This window comes from Streptomyces sp. HP-A2021 (genome assembly GCF_022807935.1).
GTDB classification, from domain to species: domain Bacteria; phylum Actinomycetota; class Actinomycetes; order Streptomycetales; family Streptomycetaceae; genus Streptomyces; species Streptomyces afghaniensis.
The window spans coordinates 4076615-4095870 of the sequence record NZ_CP094344.1 but is presented as its reverse complement, the minus strand read 5'-3'; the positions used below and the strand labels follow the sequence as shown (position 1 = coordinate 4095870).

Sequence of the window (19256 nt, the reverse complement as noted above, 5' to 3'; positions counted from 1 at the left end):
CCCTCACCATCCTGCGCGCCCCGCTCCGCCCGGCCTCTGCCGTCCCCCTGGCCCTCGTCCCGCGCACGTGCCGACGTCCTCATCTCGCCCCCTCACCCCGCGTGCGCAGCGCCCGCCGCGCGCGCAGATAGCCGACAGGCCCGTACACCATCCCCCGGCGCTGCAACCGCGACAGCCGCCGCGGCCACGGATGCGTCCGTGTGTCGTGGTCGCCCGGCGCCCCGCCGCCCTCCGTCTCGCGTACGGCGGTCAGCGCGCGAGCGTGGGCGAGGCCGCGGGGCAGTTTCGCGAGGAACGCCGGCAGCAGCGCGGGGCGGTTCACCAGCACCGCGGTGAGATACGCGGTGAGCCCGGCGCCGTAGCCGTAGGCCTGGGTCTCCAGGTCCTGCCAGGTCTCCCGGTGGTGGTGCCACACCAGGGCGGACGGGGTGTAGCGCAGCCGGTGGCCCTGGGCGAGGACCCGGACGAAGCCGTAGAGGTCGTCGCCGCCCCGGGCGGCCGTGCCGGCACCGGTGGCCGGGTCGAAACCGCCGACGGAACGCAGGGCGGCCGTCCGGAAGGCCATGTTCGCACCCGAGCCGAACCGCCCCGCCGTGAACGGGAACAGCGGCTCGTCGCCCGGCGGACGCGCCGGGTCGTACGTCCTTGGAGTGAAGCCTTTCGCGAAGCCGCCGTGGCTCTCCAGCAGCACCTGGGCCGGGGTGGTCAGCCGCGCGGGCAGGATCAGCCCGGTGCTGCACCCGAGTCCGGGGTCGGCGGCGAAGGGCACGGTCAGCTCGGTCAGCCAGCGCGGATCGGCGACCACGTCGTCGTCCGTGAAGGCGACGACCTCGCCCCGCACGGCCGCGAGCCCCGTGTTGTGCGCGACCGCGAGGCCGGGCACCGGCTCGCAGACGTACCGCACGCGCTCGGCGTACTTCCGCTCGATCAGCTCCCGCGTCTCGCTCGTCACCGGGGCGTTGTCCACGACGACGATCTCGAACCGCGGATGGTCCTGCGCCAGCAGCGAGTCGAGCGCCCGGGCCAGCTGCCCGGCACGCTCCCGGGTGGCGACGACGACACTCGCGTACGGAGGCTCTCCGGCCCCGCCGCCTTCCCCGGGCTCACCACCCTGCACGGCCGCATACTCCGCCCGCGCCCGCGCCGCGAGCACCGTCTTCGCGTCCGCCCCCTCAGGCACCCGCCCGAGCAGCGTCCCCACCGGCCGCCCGCGCCGCCTGACCAGTACGAACACCTCGCCGTGCGTCACCGGCGGGCTCCCCGGGCCCGGTCTGAGCACCGCCTCGTCACCGTCGAGGTCCAGCTCGGCGACCTGCACCGCCCCGATGTCCAGGAACCGCCGTATCTCCTCCTGCGCATGTCCCGAACGGGCCATGGGCCCCACCCCCCTCGTCGTCAGGTACGGCGCAGCCGGGCCGCGCCCTTCAAGGTCCGCGCGGCCAGCGCCGCGAGCTGCGGCCTGCCGCGGACGTAGCTGTGCGCGCGGCGCGCCGGCTCGCGGCTCAGCCAGTGCAGCGCCGCGCCCACCCCCGGGCGCGTCACCGCGCCCTCGTACACGGGCAGTTCGCCCGTCTTCAGCGCGTCCTTGTACTCGGCCGCGCCCCGCCCCAGATCGAGCATGCCGATGCCCTCGGCGGCCGCCGCCTCGGCCATGCGCAGGTGCAGCACCAGACCCGGCGAGTACTTCGCGAACTCCGGGTCGTAGGCCGGGAACCAGCAGGCCAGGACGGATGCCGAGCGCAGTCCGAAGTGCGCGGCCAGCGGCCGCCGACCGGCGTACAGCACGGACAGCGTGCCGCTGCACTCCGGTGCCCGGGTCGCGGCCAGCCGCCCCACGAGCCGGGTGATCCACTCCTGGGCGAACCGGTCCCGGCGGCCGGTCCTGCGGTACTGCGCCGACTTCCACTCCATGAGCGTGCGCAGCGCGGCCGGCTCGCGTTCGTCGAAGACGAACCGCAGCTCGCCGACCTGCCGGCCCAGCCTGCGCTCCTTGGCCAGGGTGGTCTTCAGGAACTTCGGCGACTGGGCGCGCAGCACCGACTCGTACGTCTCGTAGCCCTTCTCCACGTCGATGACGTAGGTGGCGTGCTCCTCGGCCGCGTACCGGACGAACAGCCGCTGCTCGGCCTCCAGGTTGTCGAAGGCGAAGCTCGACAGCGAGCAGGCCCGCAGCAGTTCGCCCGTGTCCAGACGCAGGCCCGGCCGCAGGATCGCGCCCTGCGCGTCCGAGACGCCCAGCCCGATCGCCCGGCCCTGCCCCAACGGGCCCCGCTCATGGGGCAGGAAGCCGGCCGGCTCCAGCCCTTCGTACACCACCGCGACCCGCGCCTGTGGCCTCACCAGCCCGACGGCTTCGGTGAACTCCGGTTCCATGAAGGGGTTGCGCGGTGTCTCCGACGCCGCGCGCAGCGCGCGCCAGCGCTCCTTCTCCCCCTCGCCGAGCTCCCCGGGCACACCCACACGAACACGCCCACTGCTCAACCCGACCCCCCGATCAAGTCCCCCCTGGACACTTGGAAGGTACCGCCCGAGACGGCCTCGACGGTAGGTAGCGGACCATGTTGTTGCCAACTGGTGCAGAGGCCTTCAACCGGGCAATCGGTGTCCGCCGCGGGATGAAACGAAAGGGCGCACTGTCCGTATTCTCTGATCATGGCCGCACCCATCGCATATTCACTCATCGCCACCGACCTGGACGGGACGCTGCTGCGCGGCGACGACACCCTGTCCGACCGGTCCCTCGCCGCGCTCGCGCGGGTGGCGGACGCCGGTGCCCAGCACCTCGTGGTGACGGGCCGGCCGGCGCCGAGAGTGCGGCCGCTCCTGGACGACCTCGGCTGTACGGGGCTCGCGGTGTGCGGGCAGGGCGCGCAGGTGTACGACGCCGGCGCGGACCGGCTGCTGTGGTCCATCACCCTGGACCGGGAGCTGGCGGAGACCGCCCTCGGCAAGATCGAGGCCGAGGTCGGGCAGGTGTACGCCGCGGTCGACCAGGACGGGGTCGACGGGCTCACGCTCATCGAGCCGGGCTATCTCATGCCGCACCCGACCCTGCCGGCGGTGCGGGTCGACCGGCGCGACGACCTGTGGGGCGAGCCCATCAGCAAGGTGCTGCTGCGCCACCCCTGCCTGAGCGACGACGAGTTGGCGGCGACGGCCCGCTCGGTGGTCGGTTCACTGGCGACGGTGACGATGTCGGGGCCCGGCACGGTCGAGCTCCAGCCGTGCGGCGTCACCAAGGCGACGGGCCTGGCGCTGGCCGCCGAGCACCTGGGCCTTCGGCCGGCGGACACCGTCGCCTTCGGGGACATGCCCAACGACATCCCGATGTTCGACTGGGCCGCCCACGGCGTCGCCATGGCCAACGCCCATCCCGAACTCAAGGCCGTGGCCGACGAGATCACCCTGTCGAACGAGGACGACGGCATCGCCGTCGTCCTCGAACGACTGCTGGGCGGGACGGCTCAGTACGGGCCGTTGACGTTGTCGATCGAGCCGTAGCGGGCCGCCGCGTAGTTGCAGGCCGCCGTGATGTTGGCGACCGGGTCGTACGGGTCGAAGGAGGTGCCGGGCACGTGGTAGGCGGCGAAGGTCGGGTCGATGACCTGGAGCAGACCCTTGGACGGGGTGCCCTGGGCGGCGTTCGAGTCCCAGTTGTTGATCGCCAGGGGGTTGCCGGACGACTCCCGCATGATGTTGCGGTAGATGCCGTCGTACGAACCCGGAATCCCCTTCTGCGCCATGACGTCCAGCGCCTCGCGGATCCAGCCGTCCAGGTTGTTCGCGTAGGTCTTCGCGGAGGCCTGGGTGGCCTGGGCGACGCCGCCGGCCGGCTTGGCGGGGGCGGAGGACTTGGTCGCCGTCTTCTTCGCGGCGTCCGCCTTGGCCGTCTTCACCTTCAGCTTCAGACCCGGGTGGATCAGCTTCGGGTCGTCGCCGACGGCGGCGCGGTTGTCCTTGTACAGCTGCTTCCAGCCGCCCGACACGTCGAACTTGTCCGCGATGCGGGCGAGCGAGTCGCCCTTGGTGACGGTGTACGTGACGGACTTGGCGGTCTTGGCCGCCTGCGGCACGGACTGCGCGACGGTGGTGGGTGCGCTCTGAGCCGGCTGGGCGGCGCTGGCCTGCGTCGCGCCGAGCAGCGGGAGGGTGAGTGCCGCTCCGCCGGTGCCGGCGGCTACGACACGACGGGTGAGCTGACTGCTTCTGGGGCGACGGTGCTTGCCTCGGGGCATGGCGATGTTCCTCTCCGGCGCCTGCGAGGTGAGCTGTCGGGTTCGGGCCGGGAGGTGCCCGGCCGCCTACGGCGCTGTGTGCCGTACGCGGCTTCACCCCGAGCCGTTCCGCTGCGCGGACCGGCGACTTACCTGGGTCCCCCGCTCCTGCCCTGCGTGAGTGAGTGGGTTCGTGGGGTGTCCGGGCGGTGGCAGGATTCGGCGTCCGCCGGACAGGCCCGGAACGTATGCGAGAGCACATGTCGGGAACAAGCACCGGAGTCACATATCGAGCGGTTGACCTTGGTCAGGGGCGTATGAGGCACTTGATCCTTTGCTGAAGCCAAGGCTCAACTTGCGTGCGGCGGAAGGAGGTACGGGTCGGTGCCGGAGTGGGATGTCGCAGGGGATAACGTGATTCAACTCACTGATCACAAGTCCGTGGGGCAATTTGCACCAAGGGGAATTCGCTTATCCAACACCGCAAATCGTGCATAGCTCGCTATCGCGTGGTAAGTCGATAAATGTCTACTCTTATGAGCTGATCGAAAACATAGCGGTCGTGATCGGATACCACCCGGCCTGTAACCCTGGGCGCTGGTGGTGATCGAAACGTGACCGGATACGCTGACTCGAGTGATGGCAGCGACCTATCGACAAACCGCGTAATCACCGGCAGACACCAGCAGACAGGAGACCCCTCGTGACCGACGTCGGGCCGTTCGGGCTGAGCGTGCGGGACCAGGCTCTGGAAGCCGATGTCCAGGCCGGATTGGCGGCTGTCGAGGAAGGCTTGCTCGAGGCCACCAAGAGTGAGGTGCCCTTCATCACGGAGGCCGCCCAGCACCTGGTCCGGGCCGGCGGCAAGCGGTTCCGTCCGCTGCTCGTGATGCTCGCCGCCCAGTTCGGCGACCGGTACGCGCCCGGGATCGTGCCGTCGGCCGTCGTCGTGGAGCTGACCCACCTCGCCACGCTGTACCACGACGACGTGATGGACGAGGCCGCCGTGCGGCGCGGGGTGGCGAGCGCGAACGCCCGCTGGGGCAACTCCGTCGCGGTCCTCACCGGTGACTTCCTCTTCGCCCGCGCCTCGCACATCCTGGCCGACCTCGGCCCGGAGGCGGTGCGGGTGCAGGCCGAGGCGTTCGAGCGGCTGGTGACCGGGCAGATCCTGGAGACGGCCGGACCGCAGGACGGCCGCGACCCGGTCGAGCACTACCTGGACGTGCTGGGCGGCAAGACCGGCTCGCTGGTGGCGGTGTCGTGCCGGTTCGGCGCGATGATGTCCGGCGCCGACGAGACGGTCGTGGACGTGCTGACCCAGTACGGCGAGCGGCTCGGCGTCGCCTTCCAGCTCGCGGACGACGTCCTGGACATCGCCTCCGACTCCCACGAGTCCGGCAAGACCCCCGGCACCGACCTGCGCGAGGGCATCCCCACGCTGCCGGTGCTGCGGCTGCGCGAGCGCGCGGCCCGGCTCGGGCTCGCGGACGACATCGCCCTGTGCGAGCTGCTGGACTCCGACCTCACCGACGACGACCGGCACGCCGAGGCCCTGCGCCTGCTGCGGGCCCACCCGGCGCTGGAACAGGCCCGGCGGGACACCGTCCGCTACGCCCAGGACGCCCGCTCGGCGCTGGCCCCGCTGCCCGAGTGCGCCGCGAAGACGGCGCTGGTGGAGCTGTCCGACGCCGTGGTGCACCGGGCCGGCTAGCGCCCTTTTCCCCCACGACCCCTACGGGTCGGGGGAGAAGCAGCCCTCTCGTGTCATACCGGAGCAGTACGTGGAGTTGAGCCCGGGGTCTGACGTATCTCGCCGGCCGATTTGGTCAGATAGTCACCACGGAAATCACCACTCCTCACCAGTTCGGGTGAGAATGGCGGCTCAGGGACGAGTGCGTGCACGACACGGACAGCCGCCGCCGATCACGGAGGTAGGGCACACATGGCACCGTACGCATCCGACGACAGCACGACCGCCGGGGAGGTCGACGAGCAGCGCTCCGGGCGGCGCAAAGCCGCGCGGTACATCGTCCCGGTCACGGTGGTGGGGGTGGCGGCCGCGACGATCGGGCTGGTCCCCGCACTCGCCGACTCCGGTGACCCCGACCTCCCGAAGATCACTGCACAGCAGCTCATCGAGAAGATCGCCAAGTCGGACGTCCAGCAGCTGTCCGGCACCGTGAAGATCAGCACGGACCTCGGCCTGCCGGACCTCGGCGGGCTGGAGAGCAGCCTGATGTCCGGTGCCGCGGGCCAGGGCGAGGGCGGCTCCTCCGCCGACCCGACGGCCAAGCTCACGGAACTGGCCTCCGGCACGCACACCCTGCGCGTCGCGGCCGACGGCCCGGACAAGCAGAAGCTGTCGCTGCTGGAGAACGCCGCCGAGTACAGCATCGTCCACAACGGCAAGGACGTCTGGGGCTACGACAGCAAGTCGAACGAGGTCTACCACGGCACCGCCTCCGAAAGCCCGGAGCGCGGGAAGGACCAGCAGCCGCCGGCCACGCCGAAGGACTTCGCCGAGGAGGCCCTGAAGGCCACCGACGACACGACCTCCGTGACCGTGGACGGCACCGCCCAGGTCGCCGGCCGGGACGCCTACAAGCTGGTCATCAAGCCCAAGCAGTCCGGCTCGACCGTCGGCGCGGTCACCGTGGCGGTGGATGCGAAGACCGGCATGCCGCTGAAGTTCACGCTGACCCCGGCGAGCGGCGGCGCGGCCGTCGTCGACGCGGGCTTCACCCAGGTCAGCTTCGCCCAGCCGGCCGCGTCGACCTTCGACTTCACCCCGCCCAAGGGCGCGAAGGTCACCGAGGAGAAGGACGCCGCCAAGGAGTTCGGCAAGGGCTCCGAGAAGGACTTCGGCAAGGGCTTCGACAAGGGCCGGGCGCGCGAGCACGCCCCCAAGGCCGGTGAGGACCACGGCAAGGGCCTCGACGGCATGAAGACCATCGGCGAGGGCTGGAGTTCCATAGCCACCTTCGACACCGGCGGCGAGGGCATGCCCTCGGGCAAGGCCGGCGGCGAGTTCGGCGGCTTCATCGACTCGCTCGGCGACAAGGTCACCGGCAAGTTCGGCTCGGGCACGGTCTTCTCGACCCGGCTGATCAACGCCCTGATCACCGACGACGGCAAGGTCTACGTGGGCGCCGTCACCAAGGACGCGCTCGTCAAGGCGGCCGACGCCGGGAAGTAAGTCCTGTCGAGAGAACGAGGAAGCCGATGGGCGAACCGTCCGCCACGGAGCCGGAGCAGCGGGGCGATCAGGCCGGGGACCCGGTCATCGACACCCGCGCGCTCACCAAGCGCTACCGCGGCGGACAGCTCGCCGTCGACGGCCTCGACCTGACCGTCCCGGCGGGCAGCGTCTTCGGCTTCCTCGGCCCCAACGGCTCCGGCAAGACCACCACCATCCGCATGCTGATGGGCCTCATCGAGCCCACCTCCGGCACGGCGACGGTGCTCGGGCAGCCCATGCCCCGGGCCACCCGCGCCGTGCTGCCGCACGTCGGCGCCCTCATCGAGGGCCCCGCCCTGTACGGCTTCCTCTCCGGCCGCGACAACCTCATCCGGTACGACTCCGCCGATCCGGCCGCCGATCCGCGCACCCGCAAGGCCCGGGTCGCCGCCGCGCTGGACCGGGTGGGCCTGACGGCCGCCGCGGGCAAGAAGGCCAAGGCGTACTCGCTGGGCATGAAACAGCGCCTGGGCCTCGCGGCCGCGCTGCTCCAGCCGCGCCGGATGCTCGTGCTCGACGAGCCGACCAACGGCCTCGACCCGCAGGGCATGCGCGAGATCCGCACCCTGATACGGGAGCTGGCCTCGGACGGCACGACCGTCTTCCTCTCCTCCCACCTGCTCGACGAGATCGAGCAGGTCTGCACGCACGCGGCCGTGATGACGCAGGGCCGTCTGATCACCCAGGGCCCGGTCGCCGAGCTGTCCGCCGGGGCGCGCGGCCGGCTGGTGGTGACCACGCCGGACCCGGCGGAGGCGGCCCGGGTGCTGAAGGAGCAGGGCGTCGGCGACGTCGTCGTCACGGACGACCGGGTGACCGGCGAACCACCGGAGAGCGACCTCGCCGAGGTGAACGCCGCGCTGGTCACGGCCGGTGTGCGCGTCCGCGGCTTCACGGTCGAACGGGCCTCGCTGGAGGACGCGTTCGTGGCGCTGACCGGGGAGGGCTTCGATGTCGCAGGCTGAAGTCGTGGAGCCCGTACGGCCGGTGAGCCCGCTGTGGACCTTCGGGCTGCTGCGCAGCGAGCTCACCACCACCTTCCGGCGCTGGCGCACCCTCGCGCTGCTGGCCGTGCTGGCGGCCGTTCCCGTCCTGGTCGGCATCGCCGTCAAGATGGAGACGAGCGACGGTTCGTCACCCGGCGGCGGTGGCGGGGGACCGGCGTTCATCTCGCAGATCACCAACAACGGCCTGTTCCTCGTCTTCACCGCGCTGGCCGCCACCCTCCCGTTCTTCCTGCCGATGGCGATCGGCGTCGTCGCGGGCGACGCGATCGCCGGCGAGTCGAACGCCGGCACGCTCCGCTACCTGCTCGTCGCCCCGGCCGGCCGCAGCCGCCTGCTACTCACCAAGTACGCGACCGTCGTCATCTTCTGCCTGGCCGCCACCCTCGTCGTCGCCGTCTCGGCGCTGACCGTCGGCGCGCTGCTGTTCCCGCTCGGCGACCTGACGACCATCTCCGGCACGCAGATCAGCTTCGCCGAGGGCCTGGGCAGAGCCCTGCTGATCGCCCTGGCCGTCGCCGCGTCACTGATCGGCGTCGCGGCGCTCGGGCTGTTCGTCTCGACGCTCACGGGCAGCGGCATCGCGGCGATGGCGACCACCGTCGGCCTGCTGATCACGGTCCAGATCCTCGACCAGATCCCGCAACTGCACGCCCTCCAGCCGTACTTCTTCTCGCACTACTGGCTGTCCTTCGCCGACCTCATGCGCGAACCCGTCTACTGGGACGACCTGGCGAAGAACCTCGGCCTCCAGGCCCTGTACGCGGCGGTGTTCGGCTCGGCGGCCTGGGCCCGCTTCACGACGAAGGACATCACCGCGTAGCGCTCGGTCCTCGTAGCGCTCAGTCCGCGTAAGCCTCAGTCCTCGTACACGAACCGGGCCGGCGGCGCCTCCTGCGCGAAGAACGTCTTCGCCCGGGTCAGCGCCTCGGTGTCGTTCAGCACGTCACCGGGCTTGCTGCCGTTGCCGAGCAGCACTCCGCCGAACCGCATCCCCAGGTACGCGGCCGAGTTGTTGAGCGTCCCGACCAGCGGGTCGGCCACCTCCGGCTGCGTGTCCGCGAGCGCGGTGACGCCCCACAGGGTGCGTCCGGCCATGGTCGCCTTGAAGTCGAGGCCGGGCGTGCGCAGCCAGCCCGACCAGTAGTCCAGGTAACGCTTGGTGTGCGCGGAGACCGAGTACCAGTACAGGGGCGAGGCGATCACGATGTCCGTGGCCGCGAGGGTGGCGTCGAGCAGCAGCGCCAGGTTGCCCTCGGTCGGGCGGACGTGGTCGCTGTCGTGCCGCAGGTCCTGGAAGTCGGGCACCGGATGCTCGGCGAGGTCGATCCACTGCTGTTCGACATCGGAGGACAGTTGCTCGGCGGCCCTGCGGGCCAGCAGTTCGGTGTTGCCGTCGGCACGGGCGCTGCCCAGGACGAAGAGGAAGCGACGGGTCATGGGTGTCCCCCAGAAAATAGGCGCGGGTCAATTACACGCGCTTGCATCATATGCGCGCGCATCTAAATCCGCCAGGCGGATCCGCCAGGGGATCCGCCAGAGGGGTCGTCAGCTCCCGATGCGCAGCTCCGCCTCCCGCGCCACGCCCAGCAGCAGCGCCTCCCGGCCGTGCGGCGCCACCAGCTGCAGCCCGGCCGGGCAGCCGTCCCCGCCGAAGCCCGCCGGGAGGCTCAGCGCCGGATGTCCGCTGAGGTTGAACGCCCAGGTGAGAGAGGTGGAGTAGCGGTCGCCCGGGCCGTCGTGGCCGTGCGGCGGGGTGGGCGTGGTCGGCGTCAGCAGCAGCTCCGCCTCGGCGAACAGCCCGGCCAGCCGCCGGTCGTTCTCCGCCCGGACGCGGTGGGCTTCGCCCGGATCGGCGCCGGGGGTGCGCAGGGCGAGCCAGGCGGGCCCGGGGTCCGTGAGCCGCAACGGCACCCGCGGCCGTACGAGCCGTACGACGCCCGCCGCCACGAGCCGTTCGACCGCCGCCCGGGCGAGCGCGACGGGCTCCGGGTCGGGCCCGGCGAAGCCCAGGTCGGACGACCAGACGGCGGTGACGGGGAGCCGTGTGCCGGTCGGCACCGGCTCGTCCGACACCACGTGCCACCAGCTCGCCGCGTCCGACGCCGAGCGCGCGAGCACACCGGGGACGGCGAGCCCCGTACGGTCGGCGGAGGGCAGCCGTCCGGCCGTGGTCTTCAGGCCGGTCACACCGCACCACGCCGCCGGGATCCGCACCGACCCGGCCCCGTCGCTGCCCGTCGCCAGCGGCACCAGCCCGGCCGCCACCGCCACCGCGGCCCCGGCCGACGAGCCGCCCGGCGTACGGTCCGCCCGCCACGGGTTGACGGTCCGGCCACGGGCGCCGAGTCCCCAGGTCTGCCAGGGCGTTCCCGGCCCGGGCACGGACGTCGCGCCCACGGCGACACCACCGGCCGCGAGCAGCGGCCCCGCCGCACGCAGCCCGTGCCGCCCCTTCACGGCGATCGGCACCCCGGCCAGCGGCAGCGCTTCCCTCTTTCGAGTGACATCTGCGGCACGCCCTTCGAGCAGTGCGTCCACCTCGCGCGCCCGCCGCAAGGCGTCCTCGCGCCACACCTCGACGAACGCGCACAGCTCCGGGTCGGCCCGCTCGATCCGCTCCAGCGCCGCCGCGACCACGTCGACCGCGCGCAACTCCCGGGCCCGTACGCCCGCCGCGATCTCCCCGGCCGGCAGGGGCACCGCCGTCAGTGTGCCGCTCCCGTCAGCCGTACCAGGGCGGATGTCTCGCGCGGCGGATGCCCCAGCTCGCCCAGCCGCCAGGCCGGCACCCACGGCACGCGGTACACGTCGATGACCGACTCCAGGGACCTGACCCGCTGGGCGAGCGGACGCGGCAGCCGGCCCGGGGCGTCCGCCACGAGGACGACGGCGTCGAGGTCCAGCCCGGGCGGGGCCTGACCGCGCCGGAAGATCTCCACGGCACCGGCGACCGTGTCCAGCCCGGCCGCGTGTGTCCGCGCGACCAGCAGGACCGACGCCGGATCGCCCGGGCCGGGCCAGGCGCGGCCGCTGTCATGGCCGCCGTAGACCGCGGCGAGGGTGGAGACGCCCGCGCCGCCGTGTGTGCCGACCCAGGAGAAACGCCGTGCCGCGGCATGGGCGTGAGCGGGCTCCGGCGGCCCCGGCTCCTGTGTGGCCACCGGGCCGCGGATCCAGATCTCCGGCCCCTGTCGCATGCCTGTCTGCATGCCTCTCTCCTCCCTCGTGCTGCCGATCCTCATGCCATCCGGAACGATCCATACCGGGACCTGGAACCCTTGGGACGAGCCTGTGACACCGCGGTGACGTGAGAAACGGGAGCGAGCGGACACACTCGACAGTAGGACGACGCCGAATGAGGGGACGATGGCTCGACTCAGCCGCGAGAAGAAGCGGGAACAGAAGCAGGCCGCGCGCGCGGCGACCCCGGCGGCGCCGATCGACGTCCGTGTCCCCGGGGCAGGAGCGGACCCGGCAGGAGCGGACCCGGCCGCAGCGGGGCGGGGAGCCGGCGCGGGGGGTGTCTCCGACGGTGCGTCGGTCGGCGGTGTCCCCGTCTTCGCGGCTCCCGGCGAGGAGATCCAGCAGGCTGTCCTGAACCGCCTCCACCACATCGCCCTGGCCACCGGCCATCCCGTCCTCGCCACGATCCACGACGAGCGCATCGGCTACGTCGTGCCGCTCCAGGTCGACCCGGACGGCTCCAGCCGCTTCACCGCCGAGCCGGTCCGCACGGCCCCGCCGGACGACGCCGTCGCCGCCGCGGGAACGCCTGCGGCGGGTACGGCGACGAAGCCGCCCGTTCCACCGCCCGGTCCGACGCCGCCCGTTCCCCCACCCGGTCCGACACCGCCCGCGCCGGAGCCGGAGCCGGAGCCGCAGCACCCGCAGGACGACAGGGTCACGCACGTCCTGCGCCCCGTGCCGGAGCCCGGCCGTGGCCCGGCCTCGACGTTCCCGCTGCGGGCCGTGCCCGAACCGCAGCCGGCCGATCAGCCCGTACCGACCTTCGAGCTGCGCGCCGTACCGGAACCGCCGCAGTCCGAGCCGGAAGACGCACCACCGGGCCCGGCCACGACGCCCCCCGGCACCGTCGCACCGCCGACCGGTGAGTTCGGTCCGCCTCCGCTCATGGACGTCAGGCCGCTCCCCGTCCCCGGCACCGGCCCGGCCCCGCACCGCAGGCGGGAACCCGAGCCGATGTCCGAAGCGGAGCTGCTCGCGGCCGAAGCCGACGCCAAGCCGACCCCCGCCCGCGGCTTCGACGCCGTCGCGGAGGCCGTGCTCGGCGACGAACCCCTCGGCGCCCCGGACGACCCCGCCGCCCCTGCCCTCCTCGCGGAGCCGATCGCCCGGATCAACGAGGCCGTCAAGGAAGGCCGGATCGACGCGGCGGCCGGGCTGGCGGACCGGACCGTCGTGGAGGCGTCGGGGACGCTCGGGCCGGAGCACCCCGAGGTGCTCCGGCTGCGCGAACTGACCGCGTACATCTCCTACCTGGCGGGCGACCCGCTCCGGGCCTTCCATCTCTCCCTCGACCTGGCCGGCGCCCGCCGCCGCTCGGGCGACGCGGAGGCCGCCTACGGCAACGTGCAGAGCGCGGCCACCGCCTGGCGCGCCGTGCGCGACCCGGCGGTGGGGCTGGAGCTGGGGCGGGACCTGATCGGCCTGTGGACCGAACTCGCCGCCGAGGACGGCCCCGCCGCCGAGGAGATCGAGCAACTGGAGTCGGCCCGCGCCCGCATGGGCCGGCTGACCGAACGGGCCCGCAACCAGTAGGCGCCGTTACTCCGACAGCTCCCACACCGCGTACGCGACGGCGTCGCTGTTGCGGTCCAGGGCGGTGTCGTCGATGTTGGCGGTGGTGTCGCAGGAGGAGTGGTAGCAGCGGTCGAAGGCCCGCCCGGCCGTACCGCCCCACTTGGCCGCCTGCGCCGCCGTCTTCGTCCGGCTGGCCCCCGTGAACAGGCCGCCCACCGGCACGCCCGCGCTCTTGAAGGGCGCGTGGTCGGAGCGGCCGTCGCCCTCGGTCTCGATCTCGGTCGGGACGCCGAGGCCGCTGAAGTACTCCTTGAACGTCTTCTCGATCGCCGGGTCGTCGTCGTAGACGAAGTAGCCGGGGTTCGGGGAGCCGATCATGTCGAAGTTGAGGTAGGCGCCGATCCGCGAACGGTCGCCGGTGGCCAGCCGGTTGACGTAGTGGCGGGAGCCGACCAGGCCGAGTTCCTCCGCGCCCCACCAGGCGAACCGCAGGTGCTTGGCGGGCTTGTACTGCGCCCGGGACACGGCGAGGGCCGTTTCCAGGACGGCGGCCGAGCCGGACCCGTTGTCGTTGATGCCGGGCCCGGAGGAGACGCTGTCGAGGTGCGAGCCGGCCATCACGACCTGGTTCGCGTCGCCGCCCGGCCAGTCGGCGATCAGGTTGTAGCCGGTGCGGCCGGAGGCGGTGAACTGCTGGACCGTGGTGGTGTACCCGGCCGCGTCCAGCTTGGCCTTGATGTGGTCGATCGAGGCCTTGTAGCCGGGGCGGCCGTGCGCGCGGTTGCCGCCGTTGGCCGTGGCTATGGACTGGAGCTGGGACAGGTGCGCCTTGACGCCCGCCAGGGGTATGTCGGGCGCGGCGGCCGGTCTCGGGGGAGTGGACGCGGCGTCCGCCACGGCACCGCCGGCCAGGAGCATGGCGGTCGCCACGGCACCTGACACCACGGCACGCGCGGAAACGGAGAGCTTCATGTGGGGGCTCCGAATTCCATGGGGAAGCCCGTGGGGTGTCCACGGGCAGCCCACAGTGAATGGGGTGCCTGGATGGTGAAGCTGTTACTGACTCTCCGTCAAGAGGCGTATCCGGCCAGGGCGTTGTGATGAGCCGGACCGGCCCGGGAAGGTCACTGCACGCAGAACTCGTTCCCTTCCGGGTCCGCCATCACGACCCACTCGCCGCCCTGCTCCGCCACCCGCCGCAGCACACGCGCACCGAGCCCCTCCAGCCGTGCGACCTCCTCCTCGCGCCGCCCCTCGCCCGGGTGCAGATCGAGGTGGAGCCGGTTCTTGACCGTCTTCGCCTCCGGCACCCGCTGGAACAGCAGCCGTCGCCCCAGCCCGGTCCCGCTCTCCTCCTCGAAGGGGTCCTCGGGGTGCCGTACGGCGATCAGGTCACGGAAGGCGCGGCGGCCGTGGAACTCGACCGTGGCCTCTTCGGGCAGGGCGCCGAAGCCGAGCAGCTTCTCGATGAGGGCGCTGTTGTCCTCGGCCTCGTACCGGAGGGCGGCGGCCCAGAAGTCGGCCTGCGCGTGCGGATCGTTCGCGTCGATGACGATCTTCCAGTGCACGGGGGCGGATGGTGCCGGGGTCTGTGTCATGTAACCACTTATACTGGTTAGGTGAGTGGACGCGCAGGGGAAACGCCGGACCGGACGCCCGGCCTGACGCTGGTCTCGCACCAGGGGAAGGCCTACCGCTTCGACCCCGGCGCCCTGTGCCTGGAGCTGCTGACGACGGGCGGCCCCGGGGAGTTCGCGCGGTACGAAGTGCTGCACGAGCCCGCCGACCTGGTCGCCTGGACCGCACGCAGCCGCCTCCCGGACGGCCTCGACATCACCGTCACCGCGGACGAGCTGGAGCGCCTCCGCGCCCTGCGCGACGCCGTGTTCCCGCTCGCCGCCGACCGCGCCCACGGCCGCCCGCTGCAGGCAGCCCATCTGGACGTCGTCAACGCCGCCGCGGCCGGGCCCCCGCTGGTCGCCCGCATCGAGCCGGACGGCACCCGCGCCTGGGCCCCGGGCGCGACCGGAGCCCAACTGCTCTCCACGGTCGCCCGGGACGCGATCGACCTGTTCACCGGCCCCTACGCCCACCGCGTCCGTGAGTGCGGCGCCCACAACTGCTACCTGCTCTTCGTCGACACTTCCCGCCCGGGCCGCCGCCGCTGGTGCGCGATGGAGCACTGCGGCAACCGCGAGAAGGCCCGGGTCCACCGGTCGCGGCAGGCTCCCAGGACGTCGTAGCCTCCGCGGCCCACGCGGTCGAACAACTCAGTTGCGTGACCGAGCCTCACAAGAGGAGGGTTGCCCCATGGGCACCCGGGGCTGGGCGCTGCTGTTCGTCCTCTGTGGAACGATCTTCCTCGAAGGCATCGACGTCGCGATGATGGCGGTGGCGATCCCGGCCATCCGCTCCGACCTCGGGCTGGCCACCGACACCGCGGCCTGGGTGATGAGCGGCTATGTGCTCGGCTACGCCGGGTTCACCCTGCTGGGCGGCCGGGCAGCCGATCTGCTCGGGCGGCGGCGGATGTTCCTGCTCTGGCTGGGCGTCTTCCTCGCCTTCTCGGGGCTCGGCGGCCTCGCGACGGAGGGCTGGATGCTGGTCGTCGCCCGTTTCGTCACGGGCGTCGCCGCCGCGTTCATGACCCCGGCCGCGCTCTCCCTGATCACGACCTCGTACGCGGAGGGCCCGCGGCGCAACAAGGCCCTGCTGGTCTTCGCCGGCACGGGCGCGGCCGGTTTCTCCCTCGGCCTGGTCATCGGCGGTCTGCTCACCCAGCTCGGCTGGCGCTGGGTGTTCTTCGCGCCGGTACTGCTGGCCGCGGCGCTGCTCGTCGCGGCCGTACGCCTGGTACCCCGGCAGGACGGCCCGCCGGCGCGCCGACGCGGGTTCGACCTGCCCGGTGTGATCACCGCCGCCGGCGCCATGCTGCTGGCCGCCTACACCGTCGTACGCCTCGAACACGGCCTGCACGACTGGCCGCTCACCCTGGTCTCCGGCCTCGCGGCGCTCGTCCTGGCCGGTGCCTTCGTCGTGGTCGAACGCCGCTGCCCGGATCCGCTCGTCCGCCTCGGCATCCTGCGCCAGGGCCCGGTGGTGCGCGCCGACCTGGGAGCGCTGCTCTTCCTCGGCGCCTTCTTCGGTTTCCAGTTCATCGTGACGCTCTACCTGCAGGAACTGCGCGGCTGGTCGCCCCTCCAGACGGCGGTGGCCCTGATCGTCATGGGCGTCGACGCCGTCCTCGCCCCGACGCTCACCCCGAAACTGGTCGCCCGCTTCGGCAACGCCCAGGTGATCGTCGGCGGCTTCGTCCTGGCCGTGATCGCGTACGGGCTGTTCCTGCCGGTCGGCATGGACTGGTCCTACGCCGCGATGTTCCCCACCCTGTTCCTCTCGGGCCTCGCCTTCGCCCTGGCCTACGGGCCGCTGACGATCGCGGCCACGGACGGGGTCACCGGGTCGGAGCAGGGTCTGGCCGGCGGGCTGCTGACCACCGCCACGCAGTTCGGCTCCGCCATCGGCATCGCGGCGGTGACCGCGGTCTACGGCCTGGCGTCCACCGGGTCCGGCCCCGAGGCCACGCTGTCGGCCTTCCGGGTGGCGCTGATCGTGCCGGTGGCCCTGGTGGTGCTGGGCGCGCTGATCTCGCTGGTCAGTGCCCGGGAGGCCCGGCGGGCGGTGCGCAGGGCGTCCCAGGTGAGCAGTGTCAGCGCCAGCCACACCAGCGCGAACCCGGCCCAGCGCTCCGGTGGCATCTCCTCGTGGAAGTAGAAGACGCCGAGCAGGAACTGGAAGACCGGCGTCAGGTACTGCAACAGGCCGATCGTGGACAGGGGCACGCGGATGGCGGCGGCGCCGAAGCAGACCAGGGGCAGCGCGGTGACGATGCCGGCCGAGGCGAGCAGCGCCGCGTGCCCCGCGCCCTCGGCGGCGAAGGTGGACTCGCCCCGCGCGCTCAGCCACACCAGGAAGGCGAGGGCGGGCAGGAACTGGACCACGGTCTCGGCGGCCAGCGACTCCACGCCGCCGAGGTTCAGCTTCTTCTTCACCAGCCCGTACGTGGCGAAGGAGAAGGCGAGGCCGAGGGAGATCCACGGCGGCCGGCCGTAGCCGACGGTCAGCACGACGACCGCCGCGGCGCCGGTCCCGACCGCCAGCCACTGCACCGGCCGCAGCCACTCCTTCAGCAGCAGCACACCCATCGCGATGGTGACCAGCGGATTGATGAAGTACCCGAGCGAGGCCTCGACGACGTGCCCGGAGTTCACGGACCAGATGTACAGGCCCCAGTTGAGGGTGATGAACGTCGCGGCGACCGCGACGAGGCCCAGCCTGCGCGGCTGCCGCAGCAGCTCACCGGCCCAGGCCCAGCGGCGCAGCACGAGCAGGGCGGCGCCCACGAAGACCAGCGACCACACCATCCGGTGGGCCAGGATCTCCAGCGCCCCGGCGGGCTTCAGCAGGGGCCAGAACAGCGGAACGAGGCCCCACATCCCGTAGGCCGCGAAGCCGTTCAGCAGTCCTATGTGCCGCTCGCCCCTCGGCTTGCCGCTCACGGGCCCCTCCTCCGTACGTGTGTTCCGCGGTCACGACGGTAACGCCGAGCACCCCGGCTGTCATGCCCGTATCGGTATACGGTCATGACAGCCGGGGGTGGGGCGGCTCAAGGGCCCGCCGGGGGGAGTTCAGCCCTTGAGTGCCGCGGCGATGGCCTCGGAGAACGGGGTGGTCGGGCGGCCGGTCAGCCGGGACAGGTCGCCGGTGGAGACGACCAGCTCGCCCTTCTCGATGGAGGCGTCCACGCCCGCGAGCGTCTGGGCCAGCGGCTCGGGAAGGCCGGCGCCGGTCAGGATCCCGGTGAGCACCTCGGTCGAGACCGCGTTGTAGGTGATCTCCTTGCCGGTCTGACGGCTCAGCTCGGCCGCGTACTCGGCGAAGCTCCACGCGGTGTCGCCGCCCAGCTCGTACGTCTTGTTCTCGTGCCCCTCGCCGGTCAGTACGGCGACGGCGGCGGCGGCGTAGTCGGCGCGGGCGGCGGAGGACACCTTGCCCTCGCCGGCGGCGGCCACGACCGCGTTGTGCTCCAGCACCGGGGCGAGGTTCTCGGTGTAGTTCTCGTGGTACCAGCCGTTGCGCAGCAGGGTGTAGGGCACGCCGGAGTCCAGCAGCAGCTCCTCGGTGCCGCGGTGGTCGTCGGCGAGCGCGGCCGTCAGCGTGCCCGGGGCGCTGGTGTAGGCGAGCAGGGCCACACCGGCCGCCTTGGCGGCGTCGATGACGACCTTGTGCTGCTGCACACGGCCCTTGTCGAACTCGTTGCCGGAGACCAGCAGCACCTTGTCACCGGCGGAGAAGAGCCCGTCGAAGGACGCCGGCGCGTTGTAGTCGGCCAGCGCGATCTTCACACCGCGCTCCGCGAAGTCGGCGGCCTTCTCCGCGTTGCGGACGACCGCGGTGATCTGCTCGGCGGGGACCTTCTCCAGCAGCTGCTCCACGACGTGACGGCCGAGGTTTCCGGTGGCTCCGGTGACGATGATGCTCATGAGGGCGACTCTCCTTGTGGGGTGCGATGGCACTAACCCTACGAGAGGCGCTAACTCTTGGAAAGTACCCACTTTGAAGTAAGGTACTGGCATGGGAGTAAGTAATGGCGAGGCCGAGGCCCTGTGCCCGTACCGGCTGGTGCTCGAGCACGTCACCAGCCGCTGGGGCGTGCTCGTGCTGATCGAGCTTCTGGAACGCCCGCACCGGTTCAGCGAGCTGCGCCGGGCGATCGGCCGTTACGGGGGCCGGGGCGTCAGCGAGAAGATGCTCACCCAGACGCTCCAGACCCTGGAGCGCGACGGCCTCGTAAACCGCGACGCCAAGCCCGTGATCCCGCCCCGCGTCGACTACTCCCTCACCGACCTCGGCCGCGAGGCCGCCGAGCAGGTGCGGGCCCTCACCCAGTGGACGCACCGGCGCATGGACGAGGTGGAAAAGGCACGCCGGGCATACGACGAGGCCCGGTCCGCGTCCTGAGACGGTCCCGGG

Annotated in this window: 18 protein-coding genes, 1 pseudogene and 1 riboswitch; of the genes and pseudogenes, 9 read left to right on the top strand and 10 right to left on the bottom strand. The window is 72.2% G+C overall.

What is annotated here, in order from left to right:
* Positions 1–79: 79 nt before the first annotated feature.
* Both MQE23_RS18500 and MQE23_RS18495 read right to left on the bottom strand, forming a co-directional pair.
* Positions 80–1375, bottom strand: coding sequence for a glycosyltransferase (locus MQE23_RS18500; protein WP_020273370.1), 1296 nt, complete (start codon positions 1373–1375; stop codon positions 80–82).
* Positions 1376–1395: 20 nt separating this feature from the next.
* Positions 1396–2460, bottom strand: a complete 1065-nt coding sequence (locus MQE23_RS18495) for a GNAT family N-acetyltransferase (RefSeq protein ID WP_020273371.1) — start codon at positions 2458–2460, stop codon at positions 1396–1398.
* Positions 2461–2652: 192 nt separating this feature from the next.
* Here MQE23_RS18495 and MQE23_RS18490 point away from each other — a divergent pair, with 192 nt between their 5' ends.
* A complete protein-coding gene (locus MQE23_RS18490) occupies positions 2653–3501 on the top strand; it encodes a Cof-type HAD-IIB family hydrolase (protein ID WP_020273372.1) in 849 nt (282 codons plus the stop codon).
* Here MQE23_RS18490 and MQE23_RS18485 read toward each other — a convergent pair.
* On the bottom strand, positions 3465–4235 hold the full coding sequence (locus tag MQE23_RS18485) for a LysM peptidoglycan-binding domain-containing protein (RefSeq protein WP_020273373.1): 771 nt from the start codon (positions 4233–4235) through the stop codon (positions 3465–3467). The two genes, MQE23_RS18490 and MQE23_RS18485, sit on opposite strands and share 37 nt — an antisense overlap.
* Before the next feature lie 3 nt (positions 4236–4238).
* Positions 4239–4412, bottom strand: a riboswitch (cyclic di-AMP (ydaO/yuaA leader).
* Positions 4413–4917: 505 nt separating this feature from the next.
* Between MQE23_RS18485 and MQE23_RS18480 the strand changes: the two genes are divergently transcribed.
* The 4 genes from MQE23_RS18480 to MQE23_RS18465 all read left to right on the top strand — a co-directional run bounded on the left by MQE23_RS18480 (position 4918) and on the right by MQE23_RS18465 (position 9282).
* On the top strand, positions 4918–5928 hold the full coding sequence (locus MQE23_RS18480) for a polyprenyl synthetase family protein (protein WP_243379631.1): 1011 nt from the start codon (positions 4918–4920) through the stop codon (positions 5926–5928).
* A 231-nt stretch (positions 5929–6159) separates the two neighbouring features.
* The gene (locus MQE23_RS18475; RefSeq protein ID WP_020273376.1) at positions 6160–7413 is read left to right on the top strand and encodes an outer membrane lipoprotein carrier protein LolA; all 1254 of its coding nucleotides are present in this window, start codon (positions 6160–6162) and stop codon (positions 7411–7413) included.
* Between the two features lie 26 nt (positions 7414–7439).
* Positions 7440–8420: an ABC transporter ATP-binding protein gene (locus MQE23_RS18470; RefSeq protein ID WP_243379630.1), complete on the top strand. Its 981-nt coding sequence runs from the start codon at positions 7440–7442 to the stop codon at positions 8418–8420.
* Entirely contained in the window at positions 8407–9282 is an 876-nt protein-coding gene (locus tag MQE23_RS18465; RefSeq protein WP_037669932.1) for an ABC transporter permease, read from the top strand. The genes MQE23_RS18470 and MQE23_RS18465 overlap by 14 nt, the downstream gene beginning before the upstream one ends.
* Positions 9283–9317: 35 nt before the next feature.
* On the opposite strand, the gene MQE23_RS18460 is transcribed toward MQE23_RS18465, so the two are convergent.
* From MQE23_RS18460 to MQE23_RS18450, 3 genes are all read right to left on the bottom strand, one after another.
* Positions 9318–9899 (bottom strand): NAD(P)H-dependent oxidoreductase, encoded by a 582-nt coding sequence (locus tag MQE23_RS18460; protein WP_020273379.1) that lies wholly within the window; start codon positions 9897–9899, stop codon positions 9318–9320.
* Positions 9900–10007: 108 nt separating this feature from the next.
* On the bottom strand, positions 10008–11162 hold the full coding sequence (locus tag MQE23_RS18455) for an amidase (protein ID WP_243379629.1): 1155 nt from the start codon (positions 11160–11162) through the stop codon (positions 10008–10010).
* 5 nt (positions 11163–11167) lie between these two features.
* On the bottom strand, positions 11168–11671 hold the full coding sequence (locus MQE23_RS18450; protein ID WP_037674196.1) for a DUF6668 family protein: 504 nt from the start codon (positions 11669–11671) through the stop codon (positions 11168–11170).
* A gap of 157 nt (positions 11672–11828) precedes the next feature.
* On the opposite strand from MQE23_RS18450, the gene MQE23_RS18445 reads away from it, so the two are divergent.
* Positions 11829–13241, top strand: a complete 1413-nt coding sequence (locus tag MQE23_RS18445; RefSeq protein WP_243379628.1) for a tetratricopeptide repeat protein — start codon at positions 11829–11831, stop codon at positions 13239–13241.
* A gap of 6 nt (positions 13242–13247) precedes the next feature.
* Here MQE23_RS18445 and MQE23_RS18440 read toward each other — a convergent pair whose 3' ends face one another.
* Both MQE23_RS18440 and MQE23_RS18435 read right to left on the bottom strand, forming a co-directional pair.
* The gene (locus tag MQE23_RS18440; RefSeq protein WP_020277454.1) at positions 13248–14195 is read right to left on the bottom strand and encodes a M28 family metallopeptidase; all 948 of its coding nucleotides are present in this window, start codon (positions 14193–14195) and stop codon (positions 13248–13250) included.
* 152 nt (positions 14196–14347) lie between these two features.
* Positions 14348–14821 carry a VOC family protein gene (locus tag MQE23_RS18435; protein ID WP_037674194.1) on the bottom strand — a complete coding sequence of 158 codons (474 nt, stop codon included), beginning with the start codon at positions 14819–14821 and terminating at the stop codon, positions 14348–14350.
* Positions 14822–14842: 21 nt separating this feature from the next.
* Between MQE23_RS18435 and MQE23_RS18430 the strand changes: the two genes are divergently transcribed.
* Together MQE23_RS18430 and MQE23_RS18425 are read left to right on the top strand one after the other, a co-directional pair.
* Entirely contained in the window at positions 14843–15466 is a 624-nt protein-coding gene (locus tag MQE23_RS18430; RefSeq protein ID WP_243379627.1) for a CGNR zinc finger domain-containing protein, read from the top strand.
* A 67-nt stretch (positions 15467–15533) separates the two neighbouring features.
* Positions 15534–16997 (top strand): MFS transporter, encoded by a 1464-nt coding sequence (locus tag MQE23_RS18425; RefSeq protein WP_243379626.1) that lies wholly within the window; start codon positions 15534–15536, stop codon positions 16995–16997.
* Here MQE23_RS18425 and rarD read toward each other — a convergent pair.
* Positions 16982–17782: pseudogene (gene rarD / locus MQE23_RS18420) on the bottom strand (EamA family transporter RarD); the annotation flags it as partial. The gene MQE23_RS18425 and the pseudogene rarD overlap by 16 nt on opposite strands.
* Before the next feature lie 129 nt (positions 17783–17911).
* On the bottom strand, positions 17912–18766 hold the full coding sequence (locus MQE23_RS18415) for an SDR family oxidoreductase (RefSeq protein WP_020277450.1): 855 nt from the start codon (positions 18764–18766) through the stop codon (positions 17912–17914).
* A gap of 91 nt (positions 18767–18857) precedes the next feature.
* Between MQE23_RS18415 and MQE23_RS18410 the strand changes: the two genes are divergently transcribed.
* Entirely contained in the window at positions 18858–19244 is a 387-nt protein-coding gene (locus tag MQE23_RS18410) for a helix-turn-helix domain-containing protein (RefSeq protein ID WP_020277449.1), read from the top strand.
* Positions 19245–19256 lie beyond the last annotated feature (12 nt).